The sequence below is a fragment of the Mucilaginibacter sp. HD30 genome (genome assembly GCF_054061755.1).
The window spans coordinates 3,287,063-3,303,158 of record NZ_JBSSEO010000001.1; the positions used below are offsets into that span (position 1 = coordinate 3,287,063).

12 protein-coding genes are annotated in these 16,096 nt (G+C 42.0%); 6 read left to right on the forward strand and 6 right to left on the reverse strand.

The annotated features are described in order from the left end of the window. Positions 1 to 41 precede the first annotated feature (41 nt). Positions 42 to 1,712 carry an ABC transporter substrate-binding protein gene (locus tag ACVW2L_RS15715; RefSeq protein ID WP_457128907.1) on the reverse strand — a complete coding sequence of 557 codons (1,671 nt, stop codon included), beginning with the start codon at positions 1,710 to 1,712 and terminating at the stop codon, positions 42 to 44. Between the two features lie 105 nt (positions 1,713 to 1,817). On the opposite strand from ACVW2L_RS15715, the gene ACVW2L_RS15720 reads away from it, so the two are divergent. Beyond that, entirely contained in the window at positions 1,818 to 2,948 is a 1,131-nt protein-coding gene (locus tag ACVW2L_RS15720; RefSeq protein WP_457128908.1) for a toxin-antitoxin system YwqK family antitoxin, read from the forward strand. 208 nt (positions 2,949 to 3,156) lie between these two features. Here the strand turns inward: ACVW2L_RS15720 and rlmF are convergent, their stop codons facing one another. Continuing rightward, on the reverse strand, positions 3,157 to 4,128 hold the full coding sequence (gene rlmF, locus ACVW2L_RS15725) for a 23S rRNA (adenine(1618)-N(6))-methyltransferase RlmF (RefSeq protein WP_457128909.1): 972 nt from the start codon (positions 4,126 to 4,128) through the stop codon (positions 3,157 to 3,159). A gap of 314 nt (positions 4,129 to 4,442) precedes the next feature. On the opposite strand from rlmF, the gene ACVW2L_RS15730 reads away from it, so the two are divergent. Beyond that, positions 4,443 to 6,494: a response regulator gene (locus ACVW2L_RS15730; RefSeq protein ID WP_457128910.1), complete on the forward strand. Its 2,052-nt coding sequence runs from the start codon at positions 4,443 to 4,445 to the stop codon at positions 6,492 to 6,494. A gap of 157 nt (positions 6,495 to 6,651) precedes the next feature. Further along, positions 6,652 to 7,767, forward strand: coding sequence for a toxin-antitoxin system YwqK family antitoxin (locus ACVW2L_RS15735; protein WP_457128911.1), 1,116 nt, complete (start codon positions 6,652 to 6,654; stop codon positions 7,765 to 7,767). 47 nt (positions 7,768 to 7,814) lie between these two features. On the opposite strand, the gene uvrA is transcribed toward ACVW2L_RS15735, so the two are convergent. Further along, a complete protein-coding gene (gene uvrA, locus ACVW2L_RS15740) occupies positions 7,815 to 10,694 on the reverse strand; it encodes an excinuclease ABC subunit UvrA (RefSeq protein ID WP_457128912.1) in 2,880 nt (959 codons plus the stop codon). A gap of 287 nt (positions 10,695 to 10,981) precedes the next feature. On the opposite strand from uvrA, the gene ACVW2L_RS15745 reads away from it, so the two are divergent. Then, a complete protein-coding gene (locus ACVW2L_RS15745; protein ID WP_294796351.1) occupies positions 10,982 to 11,566 on the forward strand; it encodes an RNA polymerase sigma factor in 585 nt (194 codons plus the stop codon). Between the two features lie 155 nt (positions 11,567 to 11,721). Here ACVW2L_RS15745 and ACVW2L_RS15750 read toward each other — a convergent pair whose 3' ends face one another. Then, positions 11,722 to 12,159: a tail fiber domain-containing protein gene (locus tag ACVW2L_RS15750; RefSeq protein ID WP_457128913.1), complete on the reverse strand. Its 438-nt coding sequence runs from the start codon at positions 12,157 to 12,159 to the stop codon at positions 11,722 to 11,724. Between the two features lie 70 nt (positions 12,160 to 12,229). Further along, positions 12,230 to 12,559: a hypothetical protein gene (locus tag ACVW2L_RS15755; protein WP_457128914.1), complete on the reverse strand. Its 330-nt coding sequence runs from the start codon at positions 12,557 to 12,559 to the stop codon at positions 12,230 to 12,232. Between the two features lie 301 nt (positions 12,560 to 12,860). On the opposite strand from ACVW2L_RS15755, the gene ACVW2L_RS15760 reads away from it, so the two are divergent. Both ACVW2L_RS15760 and nth read left to right on the forward strand, forming a co-directional pair. Continuing rightward, positions 12,861 to 13,055 carry a hypothetical protein gene (locus ACVW2L_RS15760; RefSeq protein WP_457128915.1) on the forward strand — a complete coding sequence of 65 codons (195 nt, stop codon included), beginning with the start codon at positions 12,861 to 12,863 and terminating at the stop codon, positions 13,053 to 13,055. A gap of 86 nt (positions 13,056 to 13,141) precedes the next feature. Continuing rightward, positions 13,142 to 13,897, forward strand: a complete 756-nt coding sequence (nth, locus tag ACVW2L_RS15765; RefSeq protein WP_457128916.1) for an endonuclease III — start codon at positions 13,142 to 13,144, stop codon at positions 13,895 to 13,897. 3 nt (positions 13,898 to 13,900) lie between these two features. On the opposite strand, the gene ACVW2L_RS15770 is transcribed toward nth, so the two are convergent. Continuing rightward, on the reverse strand, positions 13,901 to 16,063 hold the full coding sequence (locus ACVW2L_RS15770) for a TonB-dependent receptor (protein WP_457128917.1): 2,163 nt from the start codon (positions 16,061 to 16,063) through the stop codon (positions 13,901 to 13,903). Between the last annotated feature and the right edge of the window lie 33 nt (positions 16,064 to 16,096).

Sequence of the window (16,096 nt, forward strand, 5' to 3'; positions counted from 1 at the left end):
TTTTACACTATGGTAAAACCTTATGCAGCGGCGGTTATCTGTTAATTGATTTTCTTAACCCGCTTTAAAGTAAGCTGGTTTTGGGCATTAGTGCTGTAGCCCGATATATTGTTCTGATACAAGTTTACGCGCTTGTCATAATACAGCACCACAACAGGCGCCTTTTCCATGATCAGGTTATCCATTTGCTGATAGATAGCGTGGCGCTGCGGATCGTCTTTTACATGATAAGACGACTCGTATAGCCTGTCGAAAGTTTTGTTGTTAAAGCCGGTATAATTGGGGCCAAACGGAATTTTGTTCTTTGAGTAAAATACCGACAGATAGTTTTCGCCATCGGGGTAATCGGCTATCCAACTGCCGTAAAAAAAGTTGATACCATTTTTGGCAATCATTTCGCGCAGACTTGCCCCATGCACCACCTCCACATTGGTTTTAATACCCGCGCGGTCCAGCTCGCCTTGCACATATTCAATCAAATTATGGTAGGCCACGGTACTGTTTAATTGGATAACCGGCATATTTTTCCCGTTAGGATATCCCGCTTCGGCCAACAAGCGACGACACTTGGCAGGATCATAGCCGTAACCATTCACTGCTTCTTCGTCAAAGCCCGGCATGCCTTTAGGTATAAATCCTGCGTCGCCGGGCGTTGCCAGGCCGTTACGCAGGTACTTTATCAAGTTACGTTTATCTATAGCGCAATTAATGGCCTGCCTTACTTTAAGCTTGCGCAGGGGCGAGTTTCTTACAATAGCCAAATTAGTATCAACCAACATCCCCAGGTAGGCGGTATTCAAAAACGGACCGGTACTTAGTTTAAATCTGCCATCATATTTTTGGGTGATGTGCCCTGTTTTGGTCAAGATATCATCGCGGTAGCTGCCATCAATATCATTCAGAAAATCAAGCTTCTTCTTCATAAACTCCAGGAAGGAGGTTTGCTTATCATCAATAAAACCTGCCTGTACCGCATCCAGATAAGGCAGTGCAGCACCGGTGGCATCACGCTCCCAGTACTTCTCGTTTTTGAGCAGCACAAGGGTTTCGCCCTCTTTCCAGTACTTAAACTTAAACGGCCCGGTACCTATGGGATGACTGCGGAAATCCTTCCCGTAGAACTCCACCACCTCATGCGGTACTACAGAGCAATATTGCGCCGTAAGCATACTTATAAAGGGCGCGAAGGGTTGTTTTAATGTGATACGAAAGGTTGAGTCGTTAACGGCTTCAAAGGCCTCCTTGCCCGTGATTTTATCACTGAAGATCCATGAGCCGGATGAAGCCACTTTAGGGTCTATCAGCCTTGAAAAACTGTAAGCAAAATCGGCAGCGGTAACCTGCCTGCCAATGCCGCCTTTGAAATGCGAATCATCATGAAAAAAAACATCATTACGCAGGTGAAAGATATAGACCAGTCCGTCCGCAGATATATCCCAGTTTTTGGCGATGGCGGGGATGGTATGCAGGCTATCATTCAACTGCACCAAGCCGTTGTATAACTGATTATCCATCCAGATGGTATTGCGGTTACGGCAAAAAGCGGGATCTAAAGAGGTAAGGCCCTCATCTAAATTTAAATTGAAAACGGTTTTTTTACTGTTATCATCTGCCGACCGGCACGATGATAGGGCTACACAAAGCACAAATAAATACAAGTAACCGGCAAGCCTATTCATCAAAGCTAATATAGCCATAATTTGGCGCGGCATTTATATAAGTTTAATTATTGCCCGTAACTGACAGAGCTGGCTATTGGAGTGGATTATAATTATTGCTACTTTGCATCAACCAATAAACCTAATCGGCCAATATATATGAAACGCCTTATTTTACTGATCAATTTAATTGCTTGCGCAACGCTGGGAAACGCGCAGTTCATCAGAACAAGCACAGTTACGCGCAACATTAAAATCAATTTTATCAACAGAGATAGCGTAAACCTGTCATTAAATGAAAATTTTGAGATGGTTGAAGATAGCTGCGCGCAGATAATACGTTATGGCCACTTAAATATGCAGGAGCGTAAATTTAAAGGCAAAGTAAAAGACGTAAGCAAGGGCAACCCGCTGTTGGTCTTAAGCGAGGGGTTTTATACCGACAATGGATTAAAAGACGGCCCATTTATTACACGTTTTTTAAGCGGCAACATGCAAGCGCGGGGCAACTTTAAAAATGGAGAGTATGATGGTAAGTGGGAGATTTTTTATGATAACAATAAGCCACGGGTAACATTTGAAGGCAATGGCAGAAATGTTAAAATAATTGATATGTGGGATGAAAAAGGCAACAAAATTATCGACAATGGCAACGGCAATTACCGTGGCCCTCCCAGCGATCTGTTTTGGAAAGGGAAATTGGCTAATGGCAAACCGGATGGTACCTGGAAAGCTATAAATAATAGTCGCGGCGAAGAAACTGTGATGATAACTGAGAATTTTAAGAATGGTATATTTCAAAAAGGTAGCGGGACGATAGCGGCATATACCGACTCATCGCGTATAATGTTGGTAGCGCCAGATTTGTTGCCCTTTACCCAGGCAGAGGCAATGCGTATTTCTATGACTAACTGCGACGGCACATCCCTATTTAACATTAAAAAAGTAGTGGGCGCCAAATATGGCAATGGGTTTGAAAGTTTTAACACACAGATACAAAATTTAATGCCCGACGCATTTAAAGATGTTGATATAAGAAGGCTGACTTTTAGCGAATTACTTTTTAAAGGCGAAATAGCCACCAGCGGAAGAATTGTAAACTTTAACGCTCAAAGCCACCAAAACGACGCGTTTGTTAGAACGTTAACGCGCCAACTACAAAAGCTGCCCTTTTTGGAACCCGCCACGGTTGATGGTAAGCCTGTAAAGCAAAATTTCACAATCGCGTTTATTTTTAACGAGGGGATGTATAGATTTAACTATTCGTTATTGCCGATTGAGGTTAGGTGATGGTGTTTCACAAAAATATACGACAATGGTGAAACAATGAAACAGAATTGTTATTCATTTAATTAATTGTTAGCGCTTTATACTTTCTAAGTGAAACAAAATGAAACGACTTATTCGTCAGGAACACCAGCTGTAAATTATGTTTAACCGGTTGACTTTTAATAGATTATTAAAAATAGAAATGTACGCTTCGCTTGAAACGCTTTCTTTAGCCGCGATCCTGCCAAAATTTATTTCTCCAATTAACCTGTTCTGCCGGCGTTAAAAATGTCCAGGCTACAATGCGGCTTACTTTTTGGCCGTGTGCCATGGTAATGGTTTTGACATCAATCGCGTTAACGTTTTTTAGTGCTTTGTAAATAATGGGCAGCGTGGTTTTTTTTGATACCAGGGTTGAGAACCATAAACATTGCTGCCCAACTACGGTACTTTGCTCAGCCATGCGCCTGATGAAACCGGCCTCGCCGCCGTAGCACCATAGCTCAGTTTTTTGGCCGCCAAAGTTTAGCGCTGTAGCCTGTTTGCTAAAACCTAATTTCTTCCACTTGGTAGCTGTAGAGATCTGCGCTTCCTGCAATGATGCGTGGAACGGCGGGTTACACATAGTGATGTCAAAACCCTCGTGCTTTTTAACCATACCGGCAAATATGTGCGATTTGTTGGCCTGCAACCTAAATTCTATCTTATCCTTAAATTCCGGATTTAACGCAACAATATTCTCTGCCGAAGCGATAGCAGCAGGGTCAACATCAGTACCAACAAATTGCCAGTCGTAAACGTGGCTGCCAATTAAAGGGTAAACGCAATTGGCACCCACGCCAATGTCTAAAACCTGTATTTTACTGCCTGTGGGTACTTTACCGTTATTAAGTTCGGCCAAGATATCAGCCATATAATGAACATAATCGGCCCGTCCGGGTATAGGCGGGCATAGGTAGCCTTCGGGGATATCCCAATGGTTAACACCGTAGAACTGCTTTAGCAGGGCCTTGTTTAAAGCTTTAACAGCTTCGGGGTTACTAAAATCTATCGTTTCGTCATTATATTGATTTAATGATATAAACGCTTTTAACCGCGGACTGCTTTTGCTAAGTTGTTTAAAATCATACCCAGCCCTATGGCTGTTGCGTGGGTGCAGATTTTCTTTTTCCGTGATTTTACTGTTCGGTTCTGACGACATTTTTTATAGATCTTTTGCGAAGGTCGGTATTCTTATTAAAAAAGCCGTTAGAAAAACCGAAAGACATTTAATGCATCACGCGCGCTCAGAATCTTGGGCCATACCACCTATCAGCAAAGATTTGACCCTTATGCGAAACGCGTTTGCAAGCGTTTTGCTTAAACCATATGCGTTTAAGTTGTTTTCCTCAACTTTATTAAAAGCAACTGCGTACACAGTGAAGTAGCTTTTTAAATGCCAGCGTCAGTTAATACATGCCTCTACTGTTACCATTTATAGCTATGCTATGAAATGATTTTGCAAAGCCCTTACCTATGATGCCATTTTTAAAGAAGAAGCTCCGCGATATTACAATAGCCCGAAAGCTGTATTTTACTGTTGGAATAATGGCGCTGTTGATAGTATTAGAGTTATGTACACTTTGGTTTGCCGTTAATACCCTTTCCTCCGTCAGGGCTTTTGTAAATGGCGAGGGATTATGGTCAAAGGCGCAGAAAGATGCCGTTTACAGTTTGTTTCATTATGCACATTCGCATAATGAAACAGATTTCCGGGCATTCCGCGAATACTTGAAGGTCCCGCTTGGCGACAACAAAACCAGATTGGAACTTTCGAAAGTAAATTCTGACCTGCAAATTGCGCGTAACGGATTTATTGAGGGCCGTAACGCGCCCGAAGATGTTGACGGTATGATTTCGCTTATTATGCGTTTTCATAACATATCCTATCTTAATAAAGCTATCGGTGCCTGGGGAGATGCCCAATTGAAGATGGAGCAACTAATTGTGCTGGGCGATACGCTGCATGATGTGATCAGATCTACACCATCATCCCGGCAAAAGATCAATAGACTTACGGCGGAGGTTGGTGAGTTGAACAGGGATGTCACCTTATCTGAAGATGAATTTTCTTTCACACTTAGCGAGGGAGCCCGATGGCTGGAAGATATAGTATTGCGGGTATTGTTAACCCTATCGCTTACTATCGGGACAACCGGCATACTGATAACAATCTCGGTAAGTCGCGGTATTGCTAAAGGTGTTAACGCGATAATAGACGGAGCAGCGTTAATTAGCCAGGGATTTTTAAACACGAGAGTAAACGTTTATTCGGGCGATGAAATTGGTTTGCTTGCCACATCTTTTAATAAAATGACCGACGCGCTTCAACACAGTTTGCGTGATATAAGTGACCTTAACGACAAAAAAGACCAACTTAAAATAGAAAAGGACAAAGCAGAATCATCAGAAAAAGCCAAACAGCTTTTTTTGGCTAAGATGAGCCACGAGATTAGAACGCCGATGAACGCCATCCTTGGTTTTGCGAAACTGCTTGAAGAAACGGTTAAAGGTGATGATGAACAAGAATATCTCAGAATAATTATCAGATCGGGCGATGACCTGTTGGTCATTTTAAATGATATTCTTGATTTTTCGCGGCTGGAGGCGGGTAAAATTACCATCGAAAATGCACCTATCAACATCCGCGATATAGTTCATCTTAACGTTAAGATGATGGAGCCAAAGAAAAAGGGTCTGGCAATTACGTTTGATATAGATGAGCAAATTCCGGAAACACTACTGGGAGACTCATTAAGGTTAAATCAAATATTGTTGAATCTGATTTCTAACGCTATAAAGTTCACTGAAAAAGGAGGCGTGCATATTTCAGTGGTTTGCCTTAAACATAACACTGATGGCGTTTTAGTGGATTTTACCGTTAAAGACACCGGTATAGGAATACCCAAGGAAAGACAAGCCAGCATTTTTGAAAGTTTTGAACAGGCTAATAACGATACCGCACGCAAATTTGGGGGTGCAGGGTTGGGACTCAGCATTGTGAAGCAACTGATTGAATTACAAAATGGCGAAATTTTTGTGGACAGCGAAGCCGGGGTAGGCTCTGATTTTCGTTTCAGGTTGCAATTTTTAAAGGTGGCGACAGAAATTCCTGCTCGGGTGCCTATTAAAACGGAAGTAATAAAGCACAGTGGCAATGGCATAAAAATTCTGGTGGTTGAAGACAATAGGATAAATCAAATGCTGGTAGTGAAAGTGCTTGAAAATTACGGATTTACAATTGATGTAGCTGAAAACGGGTTGATAGCGTTACACAAACATGAACGGCAAGATTTCGATATTATATTGATGGATTTACAGATGCCTGAAATGGATGGTTACGAAGCAACGCAAAAGATCCGTGCATTAAGTGCCGGCAAAAAGGACATCCCGATTGTTGCCATGACAGCACACACCATTAAAGGAGAGATGGAACAATGTTTGGCAATAGGGATGAACGATTTTATTTCAAAGCCATTTGATAAAAATGAATTGTATAACAAAATCTTTGAACTGGTAGCGAGATAACAGGCTAATAACACTAACAAAATATTGCTACACCTTGCTGGCTTTTTTATTAAGGCTAACACTGCTTATGTTGAATTTTCGGCAACAGCCCCTATTAGCAGCTTGGTTTTGCAAATAATTGGTATATTGTGTCAGCGTAAATACAACCTTATCACTGATGAAACAAATTATACTGATCTGCTTTTCTTTCTCTGCCTGGTCTTCAGCCGATGCACAGTTCATCGACAACGTTTCGCGCGAGGTGAAGATCAAGGTCATTGGCTATGATAGTGTTGCCATTCCGCTAAACGAAAATTTTGAGCTGATTGAAGATAGCTGTAGTCAAATTATTCGATATGGTCATTTGAATTTTGATACCCATAAGTTTAAAGGTAAAGTAATTGATGTTAGCCGTACTGATCCTAATCTTGCGTTAACGGAGGGCTATTACAGCAGTCAAGGATTAAAAGAGGGAAAATTTATTGCGCGTTTTTTAAATGGCAAGCTGCAAGCAAGCGGCAATTTTAAGAATGATGTTTTTGATGGCAAATGGGAAGTTTTCTATGATGATGGCCACCCACATATCACTTTTGAATCTACACCCGGTGATGTTAAAATTATAGATATGTGGGATAATAAAAGCACTAAAGTGATTGACAATGGCAAAGGAAACTACGAGATAAGCCTGGGCGATCTATACTGGAGCGGGAAATTGCTGGATGGAAAACCAACCGGACAGTGGAAGATGATGAGAACGGATGATAAAGCTAAAAGGGTGGTAGCCACCGAAAATTTTAAAAATGGCAGCTTCCAAAAAGGTACCGGAATATTGGGTGCCTATACTAATTCTTCTAAGATAATATTGGTGGCTGCCGATTTACTGCCCTTCATCAATGCAGAATTATTAACACTATCATCTGCGCCATGTTACGGCGTTAAGAAAAAGCACTTTGTTAACGCCCAATACGAAGATAGATATTCCAGTTTTACGGGGCAAATTGCACGCGCTACAACTGGCGTACTTAGTTATGCTGATTACAGCGCAAATAATATAACAAGCTTAGTTTTAAAAGGTGAAATTTCAAACAAAGGTAACATCAGCCACTTAACAGCTGATACATATGGTGCTAATCCGGCAGTGATGAAGTTGTTGAAAGAATTAATGCGGATACCCAAAATGCAACCTGCAACTTTTGATGGTGTACCGGTAGCTCAAAAGTTTATTATTACTTATGAGATCAGCGTGGGTAGTTACTCGTTTAACTATAAGTTTTTACCCATTGAGACCGAATAAAATTAATTATTTATAGCTTTATGCGTTAGTCTTCAACTAATCTCTAATCAACTACCCAAAAATCTCTCTTTCAAAAACACCCCCGTATAGCTATCCTTAACTTTTATCAAATCCTCGGGCAGGCCCTCAAACATCACCTTACCTCCCCTGTCGCCACCTTCGGGGCCGATATCTATCACCCAGTCGGCACATTTTATCACATCCATATTGTGTTCAATAACAATAATGGTGTTGCCATGCTCCAGCAGTGCGTCGAATGATTTCAGCAGTTTTTTAATATCGGCAAAATGCAGCCCGGTGGTAGGCTCATCAAAAATAAAGAGTGTTTTATGCGGATTGTTGCCTTTAACCAGAAACGATGCCAGCTTAATACGCTGCGCCTCGCCGCCTGATAGCGTGTTAGACGATTGCCCCAACTGCACGTAACCCAAACCCACGTCAAACAGTGGTTTTAGCTTGGCCAGTATCTTGGTTTCTTTGGCGAAGAACTCCAAACCATCTTCAATGGTCATGTTCAGTACATCGCTCACATTCTTATCGTTGTAGGCAATGTCTAATATATGTTGCTTAAAGCGTTTGCCTCCGCAGGTCTCGCAGGTGAGAAATATATCAGCCATAAACTGCATTTCTATCTTCACCTCGCCTTCGCCCTGGCAAACATCGCAACGGCCACCCTCTACGTTAAAAGAGAACGCCGATGGCTTTAACCCGGCAGCTTTTGCTTTTGGCAGCGCGGCAAACAAGTTACGGATATCGTCCCAGGCTTTTACATACGTAACCGGGTTGGAGCGCGATGAACGGCCTATAGGGTTTTGGTCAACCAGTTCAACCTGTTCAATTTTGTTGTAGTCACCTTCAATGGCATCGTAGCTTCCGGTTTGTTCGCCGGTGTAGTTGCCCAAGGTCTTTTGCAGGGCAGGCGCAAAAATGCGTTTAACCAAACTTGTTTTACCAGAGCCGGATACCCCCGTAACCGCCGTAAAAACCCCCAACGGAAATTTAGCCGATACGTTTTGCAGGTTATTCTCGCGCGCGCCTTTTATCTCAATAAAATCATTCCATTTACGGCGACGTGTAGGTATGGCAATTTCTTCTTTACCGCTCAGGTATTTGCCGGTTAGGCTCTTTTCGTCCTTAATAATTTCATCATATGTGCCGGTGAAGATCAGTTCGCCACCATGCGTACCCGCTTCGGGACCAATATCAATAATATGGTCTGCGGCTTTCATTATCTCTTCTTCGTGCTCTACCACTAAAACGGTATTGCCCACATCGCGCAGGGATTTTAGCACGGTTATTAAACGCTGTGTATCGCGCGGGTGCAGGCCAATGCTTGGCTCGTCCAAAACATAAACCGAACCCACCAAACTACTGCCTAATGATGTAGCCAGGTTGATCCGCTGCGATTCGCCGCCGGATAACGTGTTAGACAGGCGATTAAGCGTGAGATAGCTCAGCCCCACATCATTTAAAAAGCCTAAACGATTGGTAATTTCAACCAGCAGGCGTTTAGCAATTATGGCTTGCGTATCGTTCAGTTCTAAACCTATAAAAAAGGCATGAGCCGTATCCAGCGGCATTAAAACAATATCGGTTATAGATTTATCGGCTATTTTAACATAAGTTGCATCCTTACGCAGGCGGCTGCCCTTACAATCCGGACAAGTAGTTTTACCGCGGTAGCGGGATAACATTACCCTGTACTGAATTTTATAGGTCTGCGCCTCCATTTCCTTGAAGAACTCATCCAGTCCACGGAAATATTGGTTACCCGTCCACAGCAATTGTTGCTGCGCTTCGGTTAACTGGTTATATTGGCGATGGATAGGAAAATCAAACTTTAAGGCGTGTTTTATTAACTGATCGTTCCACTCGCGCATCTTCTCACCGCGCCATGGGGCTATAGCGCCCTCGTAAACGGTTTTACTTTTGTCGGGGATAACAAGATCCTCGTCAATGCCAATTACCTTGCCGTAGCCCTCGCAGCGCTTACAGGCGCCATAAGGGTTATTGAAGCTGAAGAAGTTTGGCGTAGGTTCTTCAAAGCGGATATTATCCAGCTCAAACCGGTCACAAAAAAAGCGTTCTGTAGCCCCCTCTAAATCTCCCCCGGAAGGGGAGACTTCATAACGAACATAGCAATCTCCCTTCCCCTCAAAAAAAGCGGTCTGCACCGAGTCGCCTAAACGACTGATGGTTTCTTCCGATTGATCTTTGGTAATACGATCAATAACGATGCGGAGCGAGTGGCCGGTGGCAAGCGATGATTCATCCGGCTGCAGATCGCCTTTAACCTTTTTTCTTGCACCCTTTACCTCAATTTCTTCTTCTAATAAAGTTTCTATCCTGCTTATTGTGCCATCTAACTCAACCCTAACAAAACCTTTTTGCATTAAAACCGCCAATTCTTCATTTATGCTGCGGTTATTATGCGGATGCAAGGGGCAAAGAAGAGTAACCTGGGTATCATCAGGCAAAGCCATAATAAAGTTGATGACATCAGTAACCGAATCTTTCTTAACTACCTCGCCCGATACCGGCGATATAGTTTGCCCAATGCGGGAAAACAGTAGCTTCAGGTAATCGTATATCTCTGTTGATGTACCAACGGTTGACCGCGGATTGGAGGTTATTACCTTTTGCTCAATAGCTATTGCAGGCGCAATACCACGGATGTAATCTACATCGGGCTTGTTCATCCGGCCCATAAACTGGCGTGCATAAGCCGAAAGGCTTTCTACATAGCGGCGCTGCCCCTCGGCATACAAGGTATCAAACGCCAGCGATGATTTACCCGAACCCGACATGCCCGTTACCACCACCAGCTTATTTTTTGGGATGGCGACATCAATATTTTTAAGGTTGTGTACGCGGGTACCCTTTATTATAATATGCTTTTTAGGATCTTTGTCTGCTTCGCTGATCATTTTTTAGTTGATAGTTCATGGTTCATAGTTCATAGAGAAAATGACCATGAACTATGATCTATTAACTATGAACCTCTTCCAACCGCAAAAATCCTAAAATTTTTAGCAGTATCCAAATAACATACCACTATTAGATTTTATTATGACGCAAAAAAATTATTTGTTTTTTTAAGTGAAATTTGTTTTATTTGATGTACGCAATTAACTAATTGAGAGGAGATCAGTCTATAGAATAAAACTATACTAATAAAATTTAAGCTAATTAATTTAAAGTAGTAGTGATTTCTATGGATTTTCAATTGCAAAGTGATCAGGATCTAATCCATCTGTACATAAACGGCGAAGAGGGAGGACTGGTTGAGCTTATACGCCGTTATCAAACCAAAATTTATACTTCCATCTATCTCCTTGTAAAGGATGATTTTTTGGCTGAAGATATTTTTCAGGATACCTTTATTAAGGTGATCAACACCCTTAAAGCCGGAAAATATAACGAAGAAGGTAAGTTTTTACCCTGGGTAACCCGTATTGCGCATAACCTGGTTATTGACCATTTTAGGCGGGAAAAACGCGCGCCTATGGTGAGTAACGGCGATGATTTTGACATTTTTGAAGTGTTAGGCAATTATGATGAAAGCATGGAGGACCGCATGGTTCGCGAGCAAACGCATAAAGACCTTAAATCGTTGATACAGTTACTCCCTTCTGAGCAGAAAGAAGTTTTAATAATGCGCCATTTTGGCGATATGAGCTTTAAAGAAATAGCCGACATAACTGATGTTAGCATTAATACCGCCCTTGGCCGTATGCGTTACGCGTTGAATAACCTGCGCAAAATGATGCTTACAAAAGAGTTGAGCCTTAAGAACTAAGATTAATACGTTGTGATTTGCGAGATACAAGCAACCCCGAAAGGAGGTTGCTTTCTCGTTTTAACAGCTTTTTTTTCAAACCGTTAGCTCTCTTAAAATAGGGCAACAAAAAAACCCCGGCTTCCCGGGGTTTCTACTAAAACAAAACAAAAAACTTACCTTTTAAGCGCCTTTATATCGGCGCGCAGCTTTTCAATTTCGGCCTGCTGCTCTTTAACTGCGCCTACCAAAAGGGGCACTATCTTTTCCAGATCAACAGTGCTCACGGTAACAGCGCGCTGGCTGTTCTTGCCCGCAGTATACCATTTTGCATCTGTGCTAACTGCACTTGGCAGTACCTGTTTCAGGTCGTCGGCTATAAAGCCGTATTGTGTACCACCCGGCAGGTTTAACTGCTTAAACTGATCGCGGTTAAACTCATAAGTAACCGGCTCCAGGCGTGATAAAGCGGCTAAAGAATTACTTACAGGTGTAGTGTTCTTCTTTATCTCTTTATCAGACAGTTGCTGCGCTTGAGCAGCCTTTGTATTACACGCTAAAAACAGGGCGACAATTGCAGGCATAATAATGCCCGCTTTAATATTTGAAATCATGGTTCTTTAAATGTTTAAATAATAAAATCGTTATGCACAGCGGTGTGTGCATACTGAATAACAATGCTATTTATGAAACATTAAAGTTGGGCGGAGGGGTAGGGACAGGCGGGCACCAGTTGTAGTGCCGTTGTGATGTTTCGCGGGGATAAAGCATGGTCGTTGTAACTACCGGTACGAACCTGAAAGTATGTTCCGGATAGGTGGCCCAATACTCTTTAACTTCTACTTGTTTAGCCTCACTGCTTTCGCTGTTTTCACTTGCTTGTTTTTCTGCCTGTGGCCCACTAACCATAATTTTGATATGCGAGCACAAAGAGACAACAGATATTCCTGTTTTCTCCATTAGAGAAAACAGGAATAAAAAAACAAATAAGTATTTAACTTTAGAAAGCTTCATGCTTATAATTGGTGCTGCTAATTTAATAAATTACTCTAATTAGTATCATATTTAAACAACTAATTTGTCTAATTTATTGCTTTTTTTATTAAAAAAGTCATATTACTAGGGCGGGTGTTCAATTATTGTATCCTTTTATTGTTGATGGCATGCATTTTACAGCGGATATAGTATTGTTTTAAAGCATTTTGGAAAATAATAAAAAAGTGGAAATTTCATTAAAATTTCATCTTTCATAAAATATTTGAAACACACCGTCGTTATACATCCTATATTAACATAACTGATCAAAATAATGCTTATGGGTGAAACCTTTACTTTTTTAAAAGCTGTCGATAACCAAAGCGAGGAGGAAAAAATGAGTACTACAGAAAACTTAACTGCTGATGACCTGCTCTTTTATCATTCGCTACGCGCAGACCTTGAACTTTTAGCTAAAAAGCCCAAGCTGCAAACCATCCATTACCTGCTTGATTATTCAAAAAGTCTTAGGTAACGAAATCAAAAGATAGCATTGGGTCCGGAGATGGTGCATTCATGTCCGGACTTTTTTTATTTTAGCGCTCCGGTTTAACCCGCATTATGCTACGATCAGAACGTTACCACCACTTTGTTGAATACTTCTCAAAAAATCAGCCCGATGCTGAAACGGAATTGCATTATGATAATCCTTTTCAGTTACTGGTTGCAGTAATTCTATCTGCACAATGCACAGATAAGCGGATCAATCAAATTACTCCTGCCTTATTTCAGCGTTTTCCTGATCCCGAAAGCCTTGCTGCATCAAGCGTAGAAGAGATCCTTTCGTATATCCGCAGCGTAAGCTATCCTAACAATAAGGCGAAGCACTTGCTGGGCATGGCAAAGGTTTTATTAAATGATTTTAACGGAGAAGTGCCGTCAGAAATTGATGAACTACAGAAGATGCCAGGCGTTGGCCGCAAAACAGCCAATGTAATTGCATCAGTTGTGTTTAACGCGCCTGCAATTGCGGTAGATACGCATGTGTTCAGAGTTGCTGATCGTATCGGCCTTACAACTAATGCCCGTACTCCTTTAGCTGTCGAAAAACAGTTAATGAAATATTTGCCTCCCCAAACCTTAGGAGTAGCCCACCATTGGCTTATTCTGCACGGGCGTTATATCTGCGTGGCCCGCAACCCAAAATGCGAAATTTGTCCGCTAACCTGGTTTTGCCGTTATTACGAGCGTACTCATACCGAAAAAGCCTTGCTAAAGGCCGAAGCCTTAAAGCAAAAGAAAGCCGTAGCCAACAGAAAGCAAAAAGCGCTCAAGGGAATTGAAAAGGAATTGATTAAACGAAGCATTAAAAAATAAGTTCTACAACTTCCACCGCAACGACAGGTTAATGGCTCGTCCATCAATTGGCGCCCAGAGCGGTTTAAAACCCGGATTGGTTATACTTCCTACATAGACACTTTCAACCTTATTCATCCTATAATCCAGCAAATTTTCGCAATTAAATACTACGGTAACATGGTTATCTATAGCATATTTAACCATAGCTGCCATAAAAAAGTACGATGGTGTTTTTGTACCGTCGTACCTAAACTGCGTACCTGTATATGAACCCTCAAGGCCAGCGGTTAACTTTTCTGATATTTCGTTAGCGGCTACAAAAGCAAAGCGGTGTTTAGGTGTTAAAGGTATAAAGCTTTGTACAGGTAAGAATGTATTGCGGGCATCGGTAAGCGTATAGCCTGCATACAACTCCCATTCATCCACATCCAGCTTAACGTAAGTATCCAGCCCTTTGCTTCTTATTGGTGATGCCGCATTTATGAGTCCTATTTTGCCTGAGGGGTTTATCAGATCAAACACTACCGGGCTATTCACCGTAGTTAAAAAGAATGCCTGATTGATGAAGAGGGTGACATCCTTTCCCCATTCTTTTTTATAGTTAAACTCGGCGTTGTAACCGTATGATTTCTCTGCATTTACATTAGCGTTAAACGGCAGCAGGTCAAGCACGCTGCGTTCTATGTTTTGCTCCACTAATGGGTTAGGTGTTTTGTAACCCATTCCAAACCCTGCTCGTGTGGCCCAGTGTTCATTAAAGCGATGGAATATTGCTATGCGTGGCAATGCAAACCAGCCATATTGATCATGATGGTCGGCCCGCATGCCGCCTTCAACGGTAGTATTATCAAAAAGATGCAGATCATACTGCGCAAAGGCGCCTATGGTATTACCGGAATACTTTTTCAATAAAGCCCCCTTGGGTTCAACTGTCTCATAATTCTGCCCTGTTACGTTTATACCAGCAACAAGGTCATTCTTACCAAAGGGAGCATAAACCGATGCTTCATTATAGTAGCTTAACTGCTTGCCTTTTATAAAATACTGAGAGGTGGTGTTGTCGCGTGTAAAGTTGCTTAAGTTACCCTTAACAGTAAGCTTTGCATCGCCACCAAAAAATTGTTCCAGTAAATATTCGCCGGTATGCCGCTGCGTTTTATTTGCATCGAAATATTGATGAACAGCGTCTGGCTTGTTTTGCAATACCAGCATGTCGCCGCCCTTGCGGTCGTCAAACGAGCCATTGTATCCAACATGAATAATGGTTTTTGATGTCGGGTAAAAAAATACTTTGGGGTGGAAAATGAAACTTTTCGCATCCGGAAGGTCGCTTAAACCATCTTTATCGACATCGCGTTTCTCCTGGCGGTTATAGCCGGCAAATAGATTATATCCCCATCTGCTGTTACGTTTCGCCACATAAGCGTTGGCATTAAATTCATCAAGGGTTGTATAATTAAGCAATACATCCAATTCCTGCTTTTGAGTGGGCCTTTTTGATATAAGGTTAACAAGGCCTGCAATGGCCCCACCACCATAAAGCGTACTAGCAGATCCCTTTATCAGCTCTATCTGCTTTAAGTCAAGCGGTGGGATGGTAAGGATGCCAAAATTACCGGAAAAACCCTCGTACATTGGCATACCATCGCGTATTATTTGGGTGTACCGCCCGTCAAGCCCCTGTATACGCACGTTGCTATTGCCAGATGTTGCCGATGATTGTTGTATCTGTACGCCACTCAAATCGCCCAAAATACTGGCTACGTTCCCGGGCTTTAAGCCTGCTTCCTCTGTCATTTCCTCCAGCCCTATAACTTCTACTTTCATGGGCCCATTTTCCATAGTTTGGTTGTTACGTGTAGACGATACAACCGTAACTTCTTCTAATGATGTTTCGGCCTCTGTTAAAGATATAATAAGTGTCTCGCTACCCGGAATAGTAATTATGGTGTCTTTCAATCCATAACCTGTTATTGAAAAACTTAAAGTATGGTTACCCGTCAACAGGGATAGTACCGCTTTACCGCTGCCGTCTGTAATAGCTAAAACACGTTTTGCGCTTTTAATAGAAACAGCCGGTAGTGCAGATCCCGATTTACTATCTATTAACCTAACATTCACTTTTTGTTGAGCCTGGGCCAAGGTTGTTAAAAAAAGCGATACAATAGTCAGGAGCGTCTTCATAAAAAGATTAGATATGGCAATAAAACTATGGAT